This window comes from Hyphomonas sp. (genome assembly GCF_041398465.1).
GTDB lineage: Bacteria > Pseudomonadota > Alphaproteobacteria > Caulobacterales > Hyphomonadaceae > Hyphomonas.
Window position 1 is genome coordinate 1,177,673 of sequence record NZ_JAWKUS010000001.1, and the last position, 18,830, is coordinate 1,196,502.

Sequence of the window (18,830 nt, forward strand, 5' to 3'; positions counted from 1 at the left end):
GTGACAGACAATACGGGTTTCTTCTGGTTGTGAAGCGTCCATCATGATAATATGTGAAGATCAGCAACCAGAAGGAACGAAAACCCTGACTTCCAGCGCTCCGCGGCTCCACGCCGCAAAGCAGGCCACCGTCGAAGATATCCGCGCCGTGGCCGAGTCTCTCGCAAAGTCCCTTGAAGACGACAAGGCTGAGGATCTCCTCTTCATCGACCTTCAGGGCAAATCCTCGCTTGCCGATTTCATGATCATCGCGTCCGGCCGTTCCGGTCGTCACGTCGCTGCGCTTGCTGATCACATTTCACAGGAAGCGAAGAAGCTCACCGGCCGCCCGGCGAGCGTCGAAGGCATGCCGAATGCAGACTGGGTTCTGATCGACACAGGGGATGTGATCGTCCACCTGTTCAGGCCCGAAGTCCGGGAATTCTACAATCTGGAAAAAATCTGGGCCTCCGATTCTGCGCACATGCGCGACAAGGCCCACTAGGCGCCATGCGCCTGATTTTTCTGGTGGTCGGCAAGATGAAGTCCGGCCCTGAACGTGATCTCGTCGACGAATATGTCAAGCGTGCGCGCCCGGTGGCGCGTGGTCTCGGTTTTCGTGGCATCGAGGAGGTGGAAGTCGCCAGCGGAGGTGGGCTGGATGCTGAAGCCGACCGTATTCTTGAGAAAATTCCTGCAGGTGCGCGCGTATTGCGCCTCGATGAGTTCGGCCCGGCCATGGGCTCGGCCGATTTTGCGGGCAAACTCGCCGCGTGGCGGGATCAGGGCACGCCGGACCTGGTTTTCCTGATTGGCGGGGCAGAGGGGTACGGTGATGCTGTACGCAAGGCAGCCCCTGACACGCTGGCTTTCGGTCCGCAGACTTGGCCGCACCGTTTCGTCCGGGCGATGCTGGCTGAGCAGGTATACCGGGCGATGTCGATCCTCGCCGGCACACCCTATCACAAGGCTTGACGTGATCCGTTCTTCGGGAGCGATTCAGCCTGCGTAGAGCGAAGGCTGCGGGGCGAATGCCATCACGATCAGCGCGCCCGCCAGCGCCGCAAATGTCGCGAGCGTGACCCATCTTGAAATGGCGGTCTGGGCGTTCATCGTTGGCATCCTTCTGGCCGGTTTCCGTGTTGAGCCCGATATGGGGGCGTCTCTCTATGGTGAACACTTTCCAAACGGAATGGGTTCCATGCGCGGCTTGAATAAGGCAATTTGCGGGCCAGCCATGACACCACGTTCATCTTGTTGATCCCGCCCGGATCCCGGCCTAGACCAGAATCAACCATGTAGCCGGTGCGGGAGACGAAGCAGTGTCTGGTTGGCGGGATTTCCTGAAAGTGTACTGGCCGCTGATTGCGGTCGCCGCGATTGGCCTGATTGCGGCCTTGATGCTGATGGACCCGGCACCACCGAAAAAGATCCGCTTTGCGGCAGGTTCGCCCGGCGGCGCCTATCACGCATTTGCCGAACGGTATCAGCGCCTGTTGCAGGAGCAGGGGGTGGAGATCGATCTCGTCGATACAGCCGGTTCGATCGAAAACCTGCGGCTGCTGGACGATGGCGATGTGGATGTCGCGTTGGTCCAGGGCGGGCTTGCCTCAAGACAGGACCGCGAGGCGCTGCATTCGCTGGGCGGCCTGTTCCCGGAACCTTTCTGGGTGTTTGTACGTGCTGGCAACGGCATCAACGCCTTCGGAGACCTGCGCGGTTACCGGTTTGCCATCGGGCCGGACGGATCCGGCACGCGGTCGCTTGCGCTGGCCCTGCAGTCCGAGTTCGGCGGCACCTGGCCCGCCAGCGCCCAGATGACCCAGTCCGGCAGCGATGCGGCAGATGCGCTGCGCGCCGGTGAGGTGGATGCGGTGGCGTTCGCGGCGTCCGTTGAGGCGCCCTATGTACAGGACATGCTGCGCGATCCGGCGGTGGTACTGCTGCCATTCGAGCGCGCGCCTGCGCTTGCCCGGCGGCAGGATGCGCTGACGGCCGTTACGTTGTTGCGCGGCGTTGTCGACATCGGTGCCGACATTCCGGCTTCGGATGTTCCTTTGGTTGCCCCCGTCGCCCAGCTTGCCATCCGTAAGGACGTGCACCCGGCGATCGAGGCGCTTCTGATCGATTCCGCGATGGCCATTCACGGGGATGGCTCCTTGCTATCGGCTGCGGGCAGCTGGCCGGACCCTGACGCGACAGACTTGCCCGTCTCGCGTCAGGCCCGCCGGTATTACAAGGACGGCCCATCTTTCCTGCGGCGGTATTTTTCGTTCGATGTCGCGAACTTCCTGGATCGCGCCTGGGTCCTGGCGATTCCGCTGCTAACGCTTCTCTTCCCGCTGGTGCGCGCAGCGCCGCCGATTTATCGCTGGCGCGTGCGGCGGAAAATCTATGTCTGGTACAAGGACATCCGCGAGCTGGAAGCCCGCGGCCGGGCCTCGCCGGCACCTGAGGAGCGGGCGCAGATCGTCAAGGAATTGCAAGACCTTCAGGAAGAGATCGGCGCCGTGGAAGTGCCGCTGTCCTATACCGACGACCTCTACCGCCTGCGCAGCCATGTGGAGTTCGTCAAACAGCTGGTGATGAACCAGAAAGGCGCCGTTTCGGCGCCTCTTGTGGGCGTCTAGGGCTTACCAGCTCTCACACCAGGGGCGCAGGTCCAGTTCGTGTGTCCAGGCCGAGCGGTGCTGGTTGTGCAGCCAGACATAATTCTTTGCGATCTCATCGGGGATCAATAGCCCGTCCCGCCCGCGCCGTTCGGCCGCGTCCGGCAGATTATCCCGGATGAAGGCGGAATCGATCGCACCGTCGATGACAACGTGCGCCACATGGATGCCCTTCGGGCCGAGCTCTCGCGCCATGGACTGGGCGAGGGCCCGGAGCGCGTGCTTGGCACCGGCAAAGGCAGAGAAGCCGGCGCCGCCGCGCGTCGCGGCCGTCGCGCCGGTGAAGATGATCGTGCCGTGCCCGCGCGGGCTCATCACGCGCGCAGCTTCGCGCCCGGCGAGAAAGCCTGCGAATGTCGCCATTTCCCAGACCTTCTGGTAGACGCGGCTGGTCGTGTCGGTGACCGGAAAGCGGACATTTGCGCCGATATTGAAAACACAGGCCTCGATCGGGCCGACTTCCTTTTCCACCTGATCGAACAGCGCGATGGTTTCCTCTTCGCTGCGGGCATCGACGCCGAAGGCGCGCGCTTTGCCGCCCTCTGCCTCAATCGACCCGACCAGCGCATCAAGGTCTGACAAATTGCGCGGGCGGCGCGTGACGCATGCCGTCAGGCCGTCGCGCGCAAAGGCCTTGGCAATCGCCCCGCCGGTCGCGTCGCCTGCGCCTATGATCAGAGCTGCACCGTTCGCCATATCGAAAGCCTCCGCCAGTGTTTTGAGGACGCTCGCCGATCAAAGTGAGTTTGTAAAGGGAACTCACTTTTCAGCCTGGCTAAACCCGAGCGACTAGCGCTGGCAGGAGGGACAGTAGAAGGTCGAACGCCCTGATTGGACAAGGCGTTTGATCGTGGTGCCGCAGGCCGGGCAGGGCTCACCCTCGCGGTCATAGACGGCGAAACGGTGCTGGAAATAGCCTAGCTCCCCGCTGGCATTGGCAAAGTCCGAGATCGAAGAGCCGCCTGCCTCGATGGCCTCGGCGATCACGTCATTTATGGCCGGGGCGAGCCGCGCGGCACGCTGGCCGGGGATGGTTTGCGACAACCGTTTCGGCGAGATTTTCGCCCGCCAGAGTGCCTCACAGACATAGATGTTTCCAAGGCCCGCAATGACCGACTGGTCCAGCAGCGCGGCCTTGATCGGGGCCTTCTTGCCTTTCAGGGCGGTGTCCAGATAGGCGGCGGAGAAATGGTTGCTCAGCGGCTCCGGCCCCATGGCCATTAACCGTGGATAAGCCTGAAACTGTTCCGCAGGCCAGAGCTCCATGAAGCCAAACCGTCGGGGGTCATTATAGGTGACTATGTCATGACTATCTAAGACTATAACCACATGATCATGGACCGGATCGGTACCTGTATCGTGCTTGTAGTGTGCTGTCGCATGACCACTCACCGTGAAGCGCCCCGTCATGCCGAGATGCATCACCAGCACCTCGCCGGACGAGAGCTCCACCGTCAGGAATTTGGCCCGCCGTCCGAGGCGAAGGATTTTCTGTCCCGAAACCCGCTCCGCGAAGCGTTCGGGGAAGGGGAAGCGCAGGTCCGCCCGGTTCTGCGTCAACGACACGATCGTGCGCCCCTCCATAACGGGGGCGAGGCCGCGGCGAACTGTCTCGACTTCGGGTAATTCAGGCATGGTTATGGCATATAGCCTAGGGCGAACGGGGTAACTATGGTGGCGCGCATGTCTGCAGAACCAGAAACAGAGCGCCCGAACGGGGAGCGCAAAGTCTCCTTCGGTTTCGAAGAGGTGACCGAGAGCGAAAAGGTGGCGCGCGTCAAAACCGTGTTCCGCTCGGTCGCGTCGCGCTACGACCTGATGAACGACCTCATGTCCGCTGGCGTGCACCGCCTGTGGAAGCATGATGCGATGAACCGCGTGAACCCGCAGCCGGGCGAGCGTCACCTGGACGTGGCGGGCGGCACCGGCGAACTGGCGCGGGCGTTCCTGGAACTTGCCGACAAGGCGGGCAAGCGGCGCGGCATCGACAAACCGGCCACCGCCATCGTGTCGGACATCAATGATGCCATGTTGGAAGCCGGCAAGGCACGCGCGGACAATGCGAAATGGGAAGGCCGGCTGGACTGGGTCTGCGCCGACGGCCAGAACCTGCCCTGGGCCGACAACAGTTTCGACGTGGTCACCGTGTCGTTCGGCATCCGCAACTTCGCGGACCGGGTAGCAGGCCTCAAGGAATTCCGCCGCGTGCTGAAGCCGGGCGGCCGGCTCGCTGTGCTGGAGTTCAGTCACATGACGGCGCCCGCCCTTCAGGCGGCATATGACAAATACAGTTTCAACGTGATCCCGCAGCTGGGCAGCCTCGTTGCCGGCGACAAGGAAAGCTACCAGTACCTTGTGGAATCGATCCGGAAGTTTCCTGATCAGGAAACCTTCCGGGCCGAGATTGAAGAGGCGGGGTTCTCGAACGTCTCCATCACGAATTATTCGGGCGGCATCGCGGCCCTGCACTTTGGCTGGGCCGTCTGACGATGGGGCTGATCGGAGACTACAGGCGATTGATGCGCGCTGGCATCGCGCTGGCACGCCATGACGTCATCCTGCCGGCGGATTATCAGTCCCGCCTGCCCATGGCGGCGCGGATAGCTGGCGGCACGTTGCGCCTGGTCACTGGCGGCGCGCGCGGACGCCCGGGTCAGCGCCTGGCTCGTGCGCTCGAAGGGCTGGGGCCGGCCTATATCAAGCTCGGCCAGTTCCTCGCCACGCGGCCGGACGTGTTCGGCACCGAAGTGACATCCGACCTCGATCACCTGAAAGACAAGCTGCCGCCTTTCTCCATGAAAGCGGCCCGCGCCGCACTGGTTGCCGAGTTTGGCAAGGCGGAAGCAGATCGTCTGTTTGCCGATCTTTCCGAGCCGGTTGCAGCGGCGTCGCTGGCGCAGGTGCACCGGATGGACCTGCCGGACGGTGCACGGGCCGTGAAGATCCTGCGTCCGAAGATCGAAGAGCGGCTGTCGAAAGAATTGTCGGCCATGAAGCGGGCGGCCCGGACCATTGAGGGCGTCTCGGCTGAAAGCCGGCGCCTGAAGCCGGTCGCTTTCACCGAAACCATCGCCACCGCCATGATGCGCGAGACCGACCTTCGCCTCGAAGCAGGCGGGGCGGATGAGATGCGCGCGCTCAGCGAGAAGAACGGCTATTTCCATGTGCCGAAGGTGGACTGGGACCGGACAGGCCGCCGTGTGCTGACCATCGACTGGATCGACGGCAAATCCCTGACCGATCCGACCGCGCTGGACCAGCCGGGCATTGACCGCAAGGCGCTCGCGAATGACATCACTCGCGGCTTCCTGACCAATGCCATTGAGCACGGTGTCTTCCATGCCGACATGCATGAAGGCAATCTGATCCTGACACCGGATGGAAAGATTGCCCTCATCGATTTTGGCATCATTGGCCGGATCGGCATGACGGAAAGACGCTTTCTGGCGGAGATCCTCTGGGGCTTCCTGAAGCGCGATTATGTCCGTGTTGCAGAAGTGCATTTCGAGGCGGGCTATGTGCCTGCCTCTCAATCGGTTGGCGAGTTCGCCCAGGCGCTGCGCACCATCGGCGAGCCGATCCATGGCAAGCCGGCCGAGGAAGTCTCGATGGGCCGGGTTCTGCTCCAGTTGTTCGATTATACGCACACATTCGGCATGGCCCTGCGCCCGGAACTCGTCCTGCTGCAGAAAACGATGGTGCAGGTGGAAGGTGTCGCACGCGCCATCGACCCGGCACACAATATCTGGAACGCTTCCGAGCCGGTCGTCGAGAGCTGGATCCGCCGCAGTTTCGGCCCGCAAGGCGCGGCGAAGCTTGTGTCGGACAATGTCCGTGAGGTGACGAACCGTCTGAAGCGTCTGCCGGAAGTCATGGACCGGTTCGAAGCCTTCATGGAACATGAACTGGAAGAGGCGCCGCCGCCGCCGAAAAAGCCGTTTGCGCCCTGGTGGGGCTGGTTCGGGCTTGTCGTGGCGCTGGCAGGTCTGGCAGTGTGGGCCTCCAAATAGGAGGACCTGTTCATGGCGCATACGGGCGGTTGCCAGTGCGGGCGCGTACGCTACGAGATGGATGTGCTGGAATATGCGCATGCCTGTCATTGCCGCATGTGCCAGAAGGCGACCGGCGGCCTGTTCGCCGTGCTGGTGGGTGCGCCTAAGGACAAGATCCGCTGGACCGCCACGCCGCCTGAAGAATTCCAGAGCTCGAACCTCGCAAAGCGGGCTTTCTGCAAGGCCTGCAGCACGCCGCTCGGCTTCACCTACAACCTGCCGGAAGCGCGCCAGTATGTGACCATTGGCAGCCTCGACCATCCGGAAGATGCGCCGATCCAGCACCAGTATGGCCTCGAGTCGAAAGTGCCTTTCGTGTCGTTTTGTGAAGACGTGCCGGGAGAGCGCACGGGCGACACGCCAGCGGTGAGCGAATTTCTCGCGAATATGACGTCCAACCAGACGTGAACTCTCCTTGATGGAGTAAAGTGTTAACGCGCCTTAAGCATCGCCCTAGACTGGTGGCAGCTCCCGATGAAAGGACCTGCCATGAAGGGCTTCATTGCCTCCGCACTACTGGGCGTCTTGCTGGCCTCGCCCGTCGCCGCACAGATCGCCGGGTCCGGACAGCGCACCCCCGAGGCAGAAGCGCAGTTGGCAAAGGTCCGGCAAACGCCGCCAAAACGTGTCTCGTCATCCCGTGCCGAGCCGAAGCTGAGCGGCTCTCCAGCAGGCGGAAACCGCTCAAGTTCCATGGTGTTTGTGGACATTCGCGCCGCAAAAGGCCTCTCGGCAACATCCGGTGTTCGCGTCTTCCGCGGCAGCCGGGTTTCCTTGGTGCAACCGGGTGTGCGGCGGCTGGTGAAAGCGAAGGCGCCGAGTGGTCGGCGCAGCCAGATGAAGCTGATCCGCGTCGGGGCGAGCCCGCGCGCGACCTATACCGCATACGGCATCGACCTGGCGGAGCGGCCAGAGGAAATGCCCGTGCGTCCGCCGACGATCCGCGTAAATCCTTAACGCACACTGCGTTTTCACGCGAATTTCATGGCGGTCGCGCAAGGATTCTGGGTTAAGACAAACCCGTAATGACGACCCGGGACCAATGAGCGACAAAAGTATCCTGCTGATCATTGGCGGCGGCATCGCTGCCTATAAGAGCCTTGAGCTGATCCGTGAGCTTGGCCGGCGCGGCATTGCCTGCCGCTGCATCGTGACCAGAGCCGGCCAGGAATTCGTGACGCCGTTGTCTGTCTCCGCCTTGTCGGGCGAAAAAGTCTTCACCGAACTCTTCGACCTCGATGACGAGGCCGAGATGGGTCATATCCAGCTCTCGCGCTCGGCCGACCTGGTCGTTGTCTGCCCCGCTACGGCGGACCTGATGGCGAAGGCTGTGCACGGGCACGCCAACGACCTCGCCTCCACCACGCTGCTGGCCACCGACACGCCTGTGCTGATGGTCCCCGCCATGAATGTCCGCATGTGGCAGCACGCAGCGACCGTGCGCAATGTTGCCCAGCTGCGCGCCGATGGTGTCTCCGTGATGGAACCCGACGAAGGCGCGATGGCCTGCGGCGAGTTCGGCCCCGGCAGACTGCCGGAAGTACCGGTCATCGTCGCGGAGATCGAACGCCAGCTTTCAGGCCAGACACTGGGGAAGGGCAGCGGCCTGCTGGATGGGACGCATTGCGTCGTCACCGCCGGGCCGACGCGGGAACCGCTCGATCCGGTCCGCTTCCTGTCAAACCATTCTTCCGGCCGTCAGGGCTATGCCATCGCCGGGGCGCTCGCCGCTGAGGGTGCGCGCGTGACGCTGGTCTCCGGCCCCGTTGCGATCGACCCGCCGCGCGGCGTGGACCTGGTAAAGGTCGAGACGGCCCGGCAGATGCTGAAGGCTGTCGAGGACGCTTTACCGGCAGACGTGTTCGTCTCCGTCGCCGCCGTGGCTGACTGGCGCCCGGCGCGCGCCGCGACAAAGAAGCTGAAGATCAAGGGTGCCGGAAGTGCGACGCCGTCCATGGAACTCGCCGAGAACCCCGACATCCTCCGCACCATCTCGAACAAGCGCAAACACCGCCCGGCGCTGGTCGTCGGTTTTGCTGCCGAAACCAATGACGTGGAAGACCACGCCGCTGCCAAGCTGAAGCGCAAGGGCTGTGACTGGATCGTCGCCAATGACGTCTCCGGCGATGTCATGGGCGGCACCGAAAACGAGATTGCGCTCGTCACCCGCGACGGCATCGACCGCTGGCCCCGCATGGGCAAGGACGAGGTCGCCCGCCGCCTCGCGCAGAAGATCGCTGAAGCGCTCGATGGCACAGATGACGATGTGAGGCTGGCAGCCGAATAGGCCGCCGCTGGCCGCTTGACTTGGCCCCGCGACTCCCGCACCGCTGCGGGCATGAACGAGGTTAATGTCGCGGTCCTGCCGCTCCCGCATTTCGAAGGGCTCCAGCTGCCTGCCTATGAAACCGTCGGTTCGGCCGGAATGGATGTGCGCGCCGCTGTGCCGGAAGGTGAGCCCATGGTTCTGGCGCCGGGCGAGCGGGCCATGGTGCCGACGGGTCTCAGTGTGGCGATCCCGCAGGGCTACGAGATCCAGGTGCGTCCGCGTTCCGGACTCGCTGCCAAACATGGCCTGACCTGCCTCAACACGCCCGGCACAATCGACAGTGATTACCGCGGCGAGATCAAGGTGATCCTTGTCAATCTCGGTCAGGACGCTTTCACAATCCAGCGCGGCGAGCGTATTGCCCAGCTGGTACTGGCCCCGGTCACCCGCCTTGCCTGGCAAGCGGTCGACAGTCTCGACGAGACAGAGCGCGGGGCAGGGGGCTTCGGCTCCACGGGGCGCTAGTATCGCGCCCATCCTTCCCGTTTTTCCGATTTCATGCGAATTTCCTTGAACAGGTGTTCAGGGATCACCATATATCGTTTGTCGATATGAATTGGGAGGACGGGGTTTATGGATCCGTTTCAGATGGTTGTCGTCATTGTGGCGATTGTTTTCGGGACGAAAGCCTGGCGCGACCACATGCGCTTCAAGCAAATGCGGGCCAATGAGCGAGCGTCCGATGCCGATTTTGACCGGATGACTCAGGAAGTCGCACGCCTCAAGGAGCGCGTCCGCGTCCTCGAAAAAATCGTCACCGATGGTGACAAGCACCTCAGCGAGGAGATTTCCCGGCTCGCATGAGCCAGCCTTCGCTATCCATCCACCCATTGAACAGGAGATAAGATAATGCCGTTGCTGTATCCTTTTGTGGTCTTCCTCCTGTTGCTGATCCTCGCCACCCTGGTTCGCGGGCCGGAGCGCACGAATGCGGCGAGCCAGAAAGACGAGGAAATCTCGAAGCTTCGCGACCGTGTCGACGCATTGGAACGGGTTGTGCTGGATCAGGACCGTGACCTGCGCCGGAAGTTCGACGGGCTCTGACCCCGCCGCGTGCGATCAGATCAGCACGCTGTCGTCCTTGGCAAATTTGGCCAGCAGATAGGCGTCCGTGTCCTCAATCGTATCAAGCTTGCCGAACGCAAACGCCTCGCGATCAAAGACAAGGTCGCGCGGGCGAAGCGGCCGGCTGATTTCCAGCCCTTCCAGTGTGCGGGCACGCGAGAAGGCAACATAAGTCTGTCCATGTGCGAACATGCCATGGTCGAAATCGATATAGACTTTGTCGAGTGTCAGGCCCTGAGCCTTGTGAATGGTCACGGCGTAAGCGAGCCGTAGCGGCATCTGCTTGAACGTGCCGACCACTTCGCGTTTCACCTTCTTGGTTTCAGGGTCCAGCTCGTAGCGGTATTTTTCCCAGGCTGCGGGCTCGATTTCATAGGCATGCCCGTCGATATCGACGATCACGCTCTTGCTGGTGAACCCCGCGACCACCGCGAGAGACCCATTGACCCAGCGGCCTTCGGGGTCATTGCGGATCAGCATGACCCGCGCGCCTTCCTTCAGTTCCAGCTCCGCTTCTGTCGGATACGCTTTCTCGTCGAACTGCCCCTGCACATCGGCGTAGAAAGGGTGCGGCTTGCCGGGCAGGCCTTCGAGACGTGCCTGGTTGATACGGAAGGCGTTCGCATTGTTCGGTGTCAGGACGACATGGGTTTCGGAGGCATCTGCTGCTGACCGATGAGATACAAGCCCCTGCAGGGTCGCTTCATCCGCCGGAGTCACACGGCCGGTGCGTAGCGCGCCGAGTAGCGCCAGGAAACGCGGGTCTTCCTGGCGGAACACATGTTTCAGGGCCAGCAGCGCAAACTCTGCTTCCCGGAAGGCGTCGCAATTGAAGAAATACTGCCCGCCATGACGCTCCTTCAGGATCGGTGCCTCCTGGCCCGAGACGACCGGTGGCAGCTGATGCAGATCGCCGGACAGGATCATCCGTACCCCGCCGAAGGGCCGCTTGGAGGCCCGGTTCAGTTTCAGGGATTTGTCGATCGCGTCCAGCATGTCGGACCGGACCATCGAAATCTCGTCGATGATCATTGTGTCGATTGCCTTGATGAGGCGGGTGGAGCGCAGGCGTCTGATATCGGCCGGCTCAATCAGGCGTGGCGGGAATTTGAAGAAGGAGTGGATGGTCTGCCCGCCGGCATTCATAGCGGCCACGCCCGTCGGTGCCAGCACGATGGCGCTGTCGCCAGCCTGAGCGAGGAATTTTCGAAGCATCGTTGTTTTGCCGGTGCCGGCTCTGCCCGTCAGGAACAGGTTTCCCTGTGCGCCTGCACCGCTCGCCACCCAACGGGCCGGTGCCGCATAGATATTGTCCGGAGTGTCATTTGCGGGGCCAGCCATGTTCCGGGCTTAGCGGTCTTTGCCGGGGAAGGCGAGGCCTGCAGCGCGCCGCTAATGCGGTTCTTCCAGATAGGCCGCCATGACAGCCTGTTCGACCATGGCGCGCACCTGCCGGGGCAGGAAGGGCTTCGGGATCAGGAAGGTCGGTTCGGAAGATTCTCCGGTCAGCAGCCGTTTCGGGAAGGCGGTGATGAAGATCACCGGTACCGGCCGTGGCAGGCTGGCCTGGATCTCCGCGACAGCCTCTGCGCCAGAGGAGCCATCCGCCAGCGCGATATCCGCAAGGATCAGGCCGAATTTGCCCGATGCGGCGAGGTCCACAGCTTGCTTGTGGGTCGTGGCGATGCCCAGCACGGAGTGGCCGGCTTCGAGCACGATACCGGCCAGCATTTCGGCGATGAGGATCTCGTCTTCGATGACAAGCACGGTCGTGGCGAGGGCTGACTGCAGGGAGGTTTCCGCATTGGTCAGGGCTTCCTCAACGAAACTTGTGGATGTGCCCAGGATCTCGGCGGTTTCGAAAACGCTGAAGCCTTCGACAGCTGTCAGCATCACGGCACGGCGCTCATCGTTCGTCATGGTTCGCAGGATCTTGGCGACTTCCTGATTGAGCTTGCCCTTCGACAGCTCTTCCGTGATCGTTTCATCCAGCGCCCGGAACAGGTCCTTGCGTTGCGCAACAGTCTTTCCCTGGCCCAGCATGATGAGCATTTTGGTTTCGAGCATGGTCTCGACCGCAGCATCGCCAGCGCTGCGGGTCCCCAGAAGGGCCCGGGCGTAACGACGCAAATACGGCAACTCGCCCGAAATCAGATCAGCCAGCAATGAAGTTCCCCCGAACTATTTCAACCGAGAATCACATACTACATAGGGATGTGGTCGCGTAAAATATACTCAATACTATCGTAGTGTTGGGTCTGTTGCTTGTGCAGCAGGCTCAGGCACTGCGAACACCGTATTCGTAGCACGGTTCCCGGTGCTGATCACTTGTTCATTCCTGAAGCGCAAAGCCGGGAGAGTGGCCCGCCAAGATTTAAACAGGTCAGCGGATACGGATGACGATATCGTAGCCGGCAATCGTCCGCCCGTCGGGGGCGGCCGGCAGGGATTCAAGTGCAAGCTGACCGTCAGGAATATCCGTCAGCTCTCCGGTCCGTTCATCGAGAAAATGATGATGGGGCCGGGTGTAGGTGTCGAACACGATATTGTCCTGACCCGCGCCGCGCACGATGTGCAGGGCGCCTGCGTCAGCCAGTCTGTGCAGCGTGTTGTAGATTGTCGCCAATGCGACGGGCTCGCCGTGCTGGCTCACTTCCTCGGCGAGCCATTCCGCCGTGACATGTCGGTTCTGCCCATCGGCAAACAGGATATGCGCAATCGCCTGCCGCGGGCGCGTGGCGCGCAGGCCCAGCTTTTCCAGGTAAGAGGCGGCATTGAATTCGGGCATGGCCTCAAATTAGGTCCCGGGCCGCTTTCCTGCAAGACGGCGGCGCAGCACGAAAAAAAGCCCCCGGAAATCATCCGGGGGCTTTCCGTTCGCCGTCGCGGCCGGGGGCTGATCAGCCTGCGATGCGGCGGACGTAATCGTATTCGCCCCTTTTTGAGTCCCGTTTGCGTGCGGGCTGGAAGGCAACTTTCGCATGTTCGGCGCAGTACGGGCCGCAGTCGGCCTTGCGGCCGCAGAATGCGAATTTCGGATCTGCCGGGTCGCCGATCGGCCATTTGCACATGGAGTCGCGGAGCGTCAGGATCGTTGCGGGTTCGCCATCGGCCATGGTCAGTGGCGGCAAAGGAGCCAGCGGCTCATGGCGTTCGATCGCCGTACGCGGCGCTTCTGCGGGCCGTTCCGGCACCTGCGGGGCTGGCACCTTGACCGAACCGTCTGGCAGCACGCGGGGCTTCGGACGGGCCAGGCGCGGCGGGCGCTTGACCGGCCGGGAAGGTGTTGCGCGGCCTGACAGGCCGAGGCGGTGCACCTTGCCGATAACGGCATTGCGGGTCACGCCACCCAGTTGCTTTGCGATCTGGGAGGCCGAATGGCCCTCAGCCCAGAGTTTCTTCAGCGCACTCACGCGTTCGTCAGTCCAGGACATGTATTCACCTTCCTGCTTGGTACAGACCCTAAACCCAGGTCCGTCAGCCCCTATATGTTGAGATGGCAGTTACGCGCCACCCCGCTCAGCACCTATATATCGTATCCAAGGCGAAACGAAACACAACATGCGGGACGGCCTTTCCACAGGCTTTCTACATATTGTGGTTAAAAAGCCGGCGCCTGTGGAATTCCGCTCGCCGGAAGACTCTGATGGCTGGGTTCAGAAAAACTCCGTAAATCGGCACTCGCACAGGGGCCTGATTGCGCCTACATAGGTCGCCATGACTTCGACCGACTCCTCCGCCGCACCGGCGCCCGCACCGGCCCTTTCCACCTCAGCCAGCCGCAATGTCCGCCAGTATGGGGCGGTCAACGGGCTTGGCCTGTGGACGCTTTTCAAACGGGAAGTGGGCAGATTTATGAAGGTGTGGATGCAGACCATCCTGGCACCTGTGGTCACGACGCTGCTGTTCATGACCGTGTTCAAGCTGGCGTTCGGCGACCGCGGGAACCTGACAGGGGATTTCGAAGGCCTGAATTACAATGACTTCCTGGCGCCGGGCCTGATCGTGATGGCGATCCTGCAGAACGCTTTCCAGAATACCAGCTCCAGCCTGGTGCAGGCCAAATTCAATTCCACCTATGTCGACTTTCTGATGCCGCCGCTGTCGCCTCTGGAGTTGACCGCCGGGTTCCTCGGCGGGGCGATCGTGCGCGGCCTGCTGGTGGCGATCATTTCCGGTATCGGCATCCAGTTGAGCGGCCTGGCGAGCCTGTCGGTGACCCATGTCTGGCCGATCCTCTGGTTCAGCATGACATCTGCCATCGTTCTGGGCGGTCTCGGCGCAATCGGCGGCATCTGGGCCGACAAGTTCGATCATCTGTCCGCCGTGACGAACTTCGTCATTGTGCCTTTGTCCTTCCTGTCGGGCACGTTCTACGACATCAAGGTGATGACACCGCCATTCCAGCTGATGGCCCACCTCGATCCTTTCTTCTACATGATTGACGGGTTCCGTTATGGTTTCCTCGGGGTTTCCAACTCCTCGATCTGGACGGGTGTGACCTATACCGGTGCCTTGTCTGCGATCTCCATTCTGGCCGTCTGGTGGCTCTTCCGGTCGGGCTACAAACTCAAGGCCTGAGACTCGCTTTATCCGCGAGTAAGGTTGACCCCGTAGCCGTCGGAAGCCCAAAGTCTGCCCGAGCTGGACATGACGGAGGCCTAGAATGGCTAAATCAGGACTTTTCGCCGCCGTGGCGCTCGCAGCGGTTACCGCTGCCTGCCAGGGCATTCCGAAGGAACAGACGGTCGCGCAATACTGCGCCGTGCCGGATCATCAGGACGAAGGCGTCTGCAAGCTGAAAGTGGAGATCGACGGTCAATCCGTGGCTCTCGCTGACACAGACATGCGCCTTTCGCAGGCGCGGAACGTTGCCGATGGCGCGGCGACTGCGGCCGCCGAGGCGAAAGACCTCGCCGCCGCTGCCATGGCGCGCGCGGAAGAGGCGGCCAACAAGACAGACGATGTTGTCTGCGAAACCCGCACCATTCAGAATTCTGCCATCGGCACCTGCCGTCCGGGCTTCACGCTGACCAGCTGTACCCAGACGCGCTACACCTATCGCGCTGGCGGCATGTCGATCATGCGCGAAATCAACGACCAGCAATGCCGCTTCAACAGCAAGGTGTTGGAGATGCAGGTGCGTTGCTGCGCGGCGGCCAGCTCCGGCGTGACGCCGGAAGACACGCTGATCAAAGGCACGCCCGATCCGGTGCCGACACCGGAAGAGCCGGCGAAGGAAGAGTCGCCGCTGCGCTACTGATTGCTGCGCCCAGGGGGCTGGGACTGACAGCGGAAGCCGTCTGCGCCGTAGGGGGAGCAGGCGGCTTCTTTGTTTAGGGTTGTCTCAGATATCGGCATGTTCCAAACCTCGTTGAATGACGCATCGGGCATACAATCAGCTTGAGCAGCAGATGTTCGCGAACATCCGGGAACATGGTTGGCATAGCATCCACGTTTTCGATCCGGAGGGAGCTGCGCCGGATTTCACTTACTCCATCGGATTTTCTACAACACTCAACGCGCCGGAATTCATCATTTTCGGACTGTCCTCGAAATTGATGCACTCGATGTTGTGGGAAATGTTCCGCCAGATAAAGAACGGCAAACGGGTCGAACACGGGCAGTATTGGGATGATCTTCTGGAAGGGTTCTCGTGTGTCTCAATGCGGGCAACACACGAAAACCTGTTCACAGAGTATGCGACTTCAGCGGGTTGGTACTGGAAGGAAACCGGGCATGAGGGGCGGCCTGAAGTGTACCAGCTTGTCTGGCCGGGTGCGCAACAGGGACTCTTTCCGTGGGATCCCGGATGCGTCCCGGACGTGATCGAGGCGCAGACTAAACTCTGGGACTAAAAGCCGGAACCGAGTGGCGTTGCTTATTCGGGCTGGAAGTAGAAATCCCCGCCGGTTGTCAGGTCGATATAGTTCGGATGCTGCTGTTCGTTCGTGCGGCGGGCAACGGCGTCTTGCACGCGCTTGAACAGGACGTTTGCCGGTACGCCGGAGGCGGGCAGGCGCTGGGCCAGTTCCTCGGAATAGGCGCCGTCATCGGCGGCCGTCTTGCCGGGCTCGGTCGCATAGGCCTGGAACACGCCGGTTGACCAGGTCACCGGCTGGTAGCTGCGCAGCATGCCCCGGCTTTCATCATCCATCACAGTCCGGCAGGCATCGAACACGATGAAGCTGGTCGAGGCGACCGTCGTCGAGACGATGTTGAATATCTGTTCGAAGCTGACGGCACCGTCCTGGATCTCCCAGGTGCTGGCGCCCGGCAGGTCGACAGGCAGGACATAGTTCGTACCGTCAATATTCACACCGTGTCCGGAGTAATAGAAGAAGGTCGCTGGATGGGCGCCCGCCTGCTTGCGGGCGAGGGACTTGCGGCCAATTTCGCGCATCGCGTTGAGCGTTGCGCTTCGGCCTGTATCGCGGCAGCGCTGGACGCTGAACCCCGTTTCCGTCAGAGCATCGGCGATCCGGTCCCCATCTGCATGGGTCACCGCCAGTCGACTGATCGGCGGATTGTAGGCGAGGTTGGAAAGGACCATTGCGAACCGGTCCGGATCGGTGCCTTCGGTGAAAGTGCATCCGGGTGCGGCCGCCACAGACGTAATCTCGGGCGTGCCATTGTTCGTCGGGGCGACCAGCGTGCTCGCCATGATGGATGTATCGCGCGCCGGGGGCGGGGGATCGTCTTCCAGCAAGTCGTCGATGGTGGAGATATCGACATCCTGCCAGATCGTCTTCACAGAACGTTCGAACCGTTCGCCATCGACTTCCAGGCTCTGCGAGAGATTGTAGCGGAGGGATCCGTAGCCGTCCTCCTTCGGAACAACCCGCCACTTCCACACGGTCGGCGCGTCCGGAAGGACAGCCTGTTGTTCCGGAGTCATGGCGCGAATTTCAAATTCGTCGTCGCCTTCCAGCGTGGCTGACATGATCTTCGACGCCTTTACCGTATCGAACTCAATGGCGAAGGGTGTTTCCGTGCTGCCAGGGGCGAGGCCCGTGCCCAGTGTGCTGGTCAGCATCGTATCGGCCGCTTCGACCGAGATGTTTTGCGTCAGCGGCTGGATGGCGATTTCCAGGAAATAGGCCTGATCGACGACCATTTCATTCGGTGCCTGATGGGCGACGCGGCCGGTGTTGAAATTGCCGGCTCCTGCATCGACCAGCTTGCTGAGTGGTTCCGTCCAGACGCTGCAATTCTCGAAATAATAGTAATCCTCCGCATTCCCGCTATCGGGCATGTTCCAGACGCACAGGGTCGCTTCATGCCTTCCCATTTGCAGGCGTTCCATTCCGCCTGCGACTTCAGCTGCAATACGTCGCAGCGTGGCGTAGGGGTCATCCCCTGCGGGAACCTTGGCGGTTTTGAGTTCACGATTTTGGGTCGCCTGATCGAACATCTCACAGACCAGACTGAACGTCTCCGGGCTTTCCAGTTCGGCCTGACACTCGGACGTGATGCCCGGGCCCGCGGCAGGCGCGATGTCTTCCAGATTGATCGTTTCGAAGAGGAGCGCTTCCAGTTCCTCCTGTGTCGCGCCATCTGGCACGTCCACGCCGCTCATCCGCAGGAAATCGATCAGGTCGTCCTGGTCGGTGGCCGCTTCTTCTTCGATCGGCGGATATTCCGGATCGCCCGCAGCAGCATAATCCTTGTCGTCGGCGTCATATCCGCCGTCGCCGAACGCGCCGTCATAATCGCCGTGGCCGGTATCACTCCGGCTGCCACCTGATGAGCTGCTGCCTCCTAAAGATGAGCCGATCGGTCTCGATGGCTCGCCGGGATAGATCCCGAAATAGCCGAACACGTTTTCCGTTTTCTCCTGCGGCACGCCGTGCGCGACCAGGAAGGCGCGCATGACTTCGCGATTGGCCGGATCGTAGGGGTCCAGACCCGACGATTGCATCACTCCGTACAGCTCAGCCGGAGGAAACCCTGCAACCGTTTCTGTCACCAGAGGCGGAGGTGGAGGAGGCGGAGGAGGCGGAGGAGGAGGTGGAGGTGGAGGAGGAGGAGGAGGAGGAGGAGGAGGAGGAGGAGGAGGTGGTGGTGGGGGCGCTTCCGGCGGGAACATCCAGTGCCAGGCCGCCACAAGCCAGTTTTCGCTCGCGGCGTTTTCGGTGCTGGTCGTAGAGTCTGGCGTACTGGCGCACGCCACGGCGAGAACCAGCGTGCTTGCGGCCAGCAATGCCCTCAAATGGCGTGTCATGCCGTTATCCTCCCTCCACAAATCTGGAGAAAGTTAAGCATAAGCCCGCCCACGCCGCCAGCAATCTCGGCTAAGTTCGGGGCGATAGAACCATTTGCGTGCAACGGAACATCGCCATTCGCTTTCCGGTTTCGCGGTGTGTGACTTCACAGTCCCAGACCTGGGTCGTGCCGCCGAGATGGACCGGTGTTGCAACCCCGTCGACATGGCCTTCGGTTGCGGTCGAGAAAAAATTGGATTTCAGCTCGATGGTCGTGAATCCGGCAGCCTTTGAAGGCAGGCTGGCAGAGCAGGCGATGCCGCACAGCGAGTCCGCCAGGGTCACGAGGCTGCCGGCGTGCAGATACCCATTCGGCGCCATGTGATGGGCCGCAATGGCAAAGCCGCCGGCCGTGCCGTCGCGCCGGACGTCCGTCAGCGTGATGCCCAGGTGTCCTGGCAGCGTGTCGGTATTCCGCTTGTTGATGAATTCGGGCGTCGCGGCTTCATCCGGTATGAGATAGGTCATGAAA

22 protein-coding genes are annotated in these 18,830 nt (G+C 61.8%); 14 read left to right on the plus strand and 8 right to left on the minus strand.

The features are described from left to right. The first annotated feature begins 148 nt into the window (after positions 1-148). From rsfS to R3C98_RS05900, 3 genes are all read left to right on the plus strand, one after another. Complete coding sequence (gene rsfS / locus R3C98_RS05890; protein WP_371313184.1) at positions 149-484, plus strand: ribosome silencing factor; 336 nt, start codon at positions 149-151, stop codon at positions 482-484. 5 nt (positions 485-489) lie between these two features. Further along, entirely contained in the window at positions 490-954 is a 465-nt protein-coding gene (locus R3C98_RS05895) for a 23S rRNA (pseudouridine(1915)-N(3))-methyltransferase RlmH (protein WP_371313185.1), read from the plus strand. Positions 955-1,301: 347 nt separating this feature from the next. Next, complete coding sequence (locus R3C98_RS05900; RefSeq protein WP_371313186.1) at positions 1,302-2,609, plus strand: TAXI family TRAP transporter solute-binding subunit; 1,308 nt, start codon at positions 1,302-1,304, stop codon at positions 2,607-2,609. A 3-nt stretch (positions 2,610-2,612) separates the two neighbouring features. On the opposite strand, the gene R3C98_RS05905 is transcribed toward R3C98_RS05900, so the two are convergent. Beyond that, positions 2,613-3,344, minus strand: a complete 732-nt coding sequence (locus R3C98_RS05905) for an SDR family oxidoreductase (protein WP_371313187.1) — start codon at positions 3,342-3,344, stop codon at positions 2,613-2,615. A 93-nt stretch (positions 3,345-3,437) separates the two neighbouring features. Beyond that, positions 3,438-4,283, minus strand: coding sequence for a bifunctional DNA-formamidopyrimidine glycosylase/DNA-(apurinic or apyrimidinic site) lyase (mutM, locus tag R3C98_RS05910; protein ID WP_371313188.1), 846 nt, complete (start codon positions 4,281-4,283; stop codon positions 3,438-3,440). Between the two features lie 48 nt (positions 4,284-4,331). Here mutM and ubiE point away from each other — a divergent pair, with 48 nt between their 5' ends. The 8 genes from ubiE (at position 4,332) to R3C98_RS05950 (ending at position 10,073) form a co-directional block, all read left to right on the plus strand. Further along, entirely contained in the window at positions 4,332-5,135 is an 804-nt protein-coding gene (gene ubiE / locus R3C98_RS05915; protein WP_371313189.1) for a bifunctional demethylmenaquinone methyltransferase/2-methoxy-6-polyprenyl-1,4-benzoquinol methylase UbiE, read from the plus strand. 2 nt (positions 5,136-5,137) lie between these two features. After that, complete coding sequence (gene ubiB / locus R3C98_RS05920; RefSeq protein WP_371313190.1) at positions 5,138-6,658, plus strand: 2-polyprenylphenol 6-hydroxylase; 1,521 nt, start codon at positions 5,138-5,140, stop codon at positions 6,656-6,658. Between the two features lie 12 nt (positions 6,659-6,670). Beyond that, the gene (locus R3C98_RS05925) at positions 6,671-7,108 is read left to right on the plus strand and encodes a GFA family protein (RefSeq protein WP_371313191.1); all 438 of its coding nucleotides are present in this window, start codon (positions 6,671-6,673) and stop codon (positions 7,106-7,108) included. Between the two features lie 66 nt (positions 7,109-7,174). Next, positions 7,175-7,657: a hypothetical protein gene (locus R3C98_RS05930; RefSeq protein ID WP_371313192.1), complete on the plus strand. Its 483-nt coding sequence runs from the start codon at positions 7,175-7,177 to the stop codon at positions 7,655-7,657. Between the two features lie 85 nt (positions 7,658-7,742). Then, positions 7,743-8,987, plus strand: coding sequence for a bifunctional phosphopantothenoylcysteine decarboxylase/phosphopantothenate--cysteine ligase CoaBC (gene coaBC, locus R3C98_RS05935; protein WP_371313193.1), 1,245 nt, complete (start codon positions 7,743-7,745; stop codon positions 8,985-8,987). A gap of 51 nt (positions 8,988-9,038) precedes the next feature. Further along, positions 9,039-9,494, plus strand: coding sequence for a dUTP diphosphatase (gene dut, locus R3C98_RS05940; protein ID WP_371313336.1), 456 nt, complete (start codon positions 9,039-9,041; stop codon positions 9,492-9,494). A 108-nt stretch (positions 9,495-9,602) separates the two neighbouring features. Beyond that, entirely contained in the window at positions 9,603-9,833 is a 231-nt protein-coding gene (locus tag R3C98_RS05945; protein WP_371313194.1) for a hypothetical protein, read from the plus strand. A 45-nt stretch (positions 9,834-9,878) separates the two neighbouring features. Further along, complete coding sequence (locus tag R3C98_RS05950; RefSeq protein ID WP_371313195.1) at positions 9,879-10,073, plus strand: hypothetical protein; 195 nt, start codon at positions 9,879-9,881, stop codon at positions 10,071-10,073. Between the two features lie 15 nt (positions 10,074-10,088). Here R3C98_RS05950 and R3C98_RS05955 read toward each other — a convergent pair whose 3' ends face one another. From R3C98_RS05955 to R3C98_RS05970, 4 genes are all read right to left on the minus strand, one after another. Further along, the gene (locus R3C98_RS05955; protein WP_371313196.1) at positions 10,089-11,435 is read right to left on the minus strand and encodes an ATP-dependent RecD-like DNA helicase; all 1,347 of its coding nucleotides are present in this window, start codon (positions 11,433-11,435) and stop codon (positions 10,089-10,091) included. 51 nt (positions 11,436-11,486) lie between these two features. Next, the gene (locus tag R3C98_RS05960) at positions 11,487-12,260 is read right to left on the minus strand and encodes a PhyR family response regulator anti-anti-sigma factor (protein WP_371313197.1); all 774 of its coding nucleotides are present in this window, start codon (positions 12,258-12,260) and stop codon (positions 11,487-11,489) included. Positions 12,261-12,477: 217 nt separating this feature from the next. Next, a complete protein-coding gene (locus R3C98_RS05965; protein ID WP_371313198.1) occupies positions 12,478-12,882 on the minus strand; it encodes a Fur family transcriptional regulator in 405 nt (134 codons plus the stop codon). 112 nt (positions 12,883-12,994) lie between these two features. Continuing rightward, positions 12,995-13,528 (minus strand): GcrA family cell cycle regulator, encoded by a 534-nt coding sequence (locus R3C98_RS05970; RefSeq protein ID WP_371313199.1) that lies wholly within the window; start codon positions 13,526-13,528, stop codon positions 12,995-12,997. A 283-nt stretch (positions 13,529-13,811) separates the two neighbouring features. Here R3C98_RS05970 and R3C98_RS05975 point away from each other — a divergent pair, with 283 nt between their 5' ends. The 3 genes from R3C98_RS05975 (at position 13,812) to R3C98_RS05985 (ending at position 15,952) form a co-directional block, all read left to right on the plus strand. Next, positions 13,812-14,675 (plus strand): ABC transporter permease, encoded by an 864-nt coding sequence (locus R3C98_RS05975; protein WP_371313200.1) that lies wholly within the window; start codon positions 13,812-13,814, stop codon positions 14,673-14,675. Positions 14,676-14,760: 85 nt separating this feature from the next. Then, complete coding sequence (locus R3C98_RS05980; RefSeq protein ID WP_371313201.1) at positions 14,761-15,357, plus strand: hypothetical protein; 597 nt, start codon at positions 14,761-14,763, stop codon at positions 15,355-15,357. Positions 15,358-15,508: 151 nt separating this feature from the next. Beyond that, complete coding sequence (locus R3C98_RS05985; protein WP_371313202.1) at positions 15,509-15,952, plus strand: DUF4262 domain-containing protein; 444 nt, start codon at positions 15,509-15,511, stop codon at positions 15,950-15,952. A gap of 23 nt (positions 15,953-15,975) precedes the next feature. On the opposite strand, the gene R3C98_RS05990 is transcribed toward R3C98_RS05985, so the two are convergent. Together R3C98_RS05990 and R3C98_RS05995 are read right to left on the minus strand one after the other, a co-directional pair. Next, positions 15,976-18,015, minus strand: a complete 2,040-nt coding sequence (locus tag R3C98_RS05990; RefSeq protein ID WP_371313203.1) for a caspase domain-containing protein — start codon at positions 18,013-18,015, stop codon at positions 15,976-15,978. Positions 18,016-18,388: 373 nt separating this feature from the next. Then, positions 18,389-18,826, minus strand: coding sequence for a PaaI family thioesterase (locus R3C98_RS05995; RefSeq protein ID WP_371313204.1), 438 nt, complete (start codon positions 18,824-18,826; stop codon positions 18,389-18,391). Between the last annotated feature and the right edge of the window lie 4 nt (positions 18,827-18,830).

Excerpts from the sequence above, each read along its gene's own strand:
- R3C98_RS05895 (WP_371313185.1), top strand. The coding sequence starts at position 490 with ATGCGCCTGATTTTTCTGGTGGTCGGCAAGATGAAGTCCGGCCCTGAA.
- R3C98_RS05905 (WP_371313187.1), bottom strand. The coding sequence starts at position 3,344 with ATGGCGAACGGTGCAGCTCTGATCATAGGCGCAGGCGACGCGACCGGC.
- mutM (WP_371313188.1), bottom strand. The coding sequence starts at position 4,283 with ATGCCTGAATTACCCGAAGTCGAGACAGTTCGCCGCGGCCTCGCCCCC.
- ubiE (WP_371313189.1), top strand. The coding sequence starts at position 4,332 with ATGTCTGCAGAACCAGAAACAGAGCGCCCGAACGGGGAGCGCAAAGTC.
- ubiB (WP_371313190.1), top strand. The coding sequence starts at position 5,138 with ATGGGGCTGATCGGAGACTACAGGCGATTGATGCGCGCTGGCATCGCG.
- R3C98_RS05925 (WP_371313191.1), top strand. The coding sequence starts at position 6,671 with ATGGCGCATACGGGCGGTTGCCAGTGCGGGCGCGTACGCTACGAGATG.
- R3C98_RS05930 (WP_371313192.1), top strand. The coding sequence starts at position 7,175 with ATGAAAGGACCTGCCATGAAGGGCTTCATTGCCTCCGCACTACTGGGC.
- coaBC (WP_371313193.1), top strand. The coding sequence starts at position 7,743 with ATGAGCGACAAAAGTATCCTGCTGATCATTGGCGGCGGCATCGCTGCC.
- dut (WP_371313336.1), top strand. The coding sequence starts at position 9,039 with ATGAACGAGGTTAATGTCGCGGTCCTGCCGCTCCCGCATTTCGAAGGG.
- R3C98_RS05945 (WP_371313194.1), top strand. The coding sequence starts at position 9,603 with ATGGATCCGTTTCAGATGGTTGTCGTCATTGTGGCGATTGTTTTCGGG.
- R3C98_RS05950 (WP_371313195.1), top strand. The coding sequence starts at position 9,879 with ATGCCGTTGCTGTATCCTTTTGTGGTCTTCCTCCTGTTGCTGATCCTC.
- R3C98_RS05955 (WP_371313196.1), bottom strand. The coding sequence starts at position 11,435 with ATGGCTGGCCCCGCAAATGACACTCCGGACAATATCTATGCGGCACCG.
- R3C98_RS05965 (WP_371313198.1), bottom strand. The coding sequence starts at position 12,882 with ATGCCCGAATTCAATGCCGCCTCTTACCTGGAAAAGCTGGGCCTGCGC.
- R3C98_RS05970 (WP_371313199.1), bottom strand. The coding sequence starts at position 13,528 with ATGTCCTGGACTGACGAACGCGTGAGTGCGCTGAAGAAACTCTGGGCT.
- R3C98_RS05975 (WP_371313200.1), top strand. The coding sequence starts at position 13,812 with ATGACTTCGACCGACTCCTCCGCCGCACCGGCGCCCGCACCGGCCCTT.
- R3C98_RS05980 (WP_371313201.1), top strand. The coding sequence starts at position 14,761 with ATGGCTAAATCAGGACTTTTCGCCGCCGTGGCGCTCGCAGCGGTTACC.
- R3C98_RS05985 (WP_371313202.1), top strand. The coding sequence starts at position 15,509 with ATGTTCGCGAACATCCGGGAACATGGTTGGCATAGCATCCACGTTTTC.
- R3C98_RS05990 (WP_371313203.1), bottom strand. The coding sequence starts at position 18,015 with ATGCAATCGTCGGGTCTGGACCCCTACGATCCGGCCAATCGCGAAGTC.
- R3C98_RS05995 (WP_371313204.1), bottom strand. The coding sequence starts at position 18,826 with ATGACCTATCTCATACCGGATGAAGCCGCGACGCCCGAATTCATCAAC.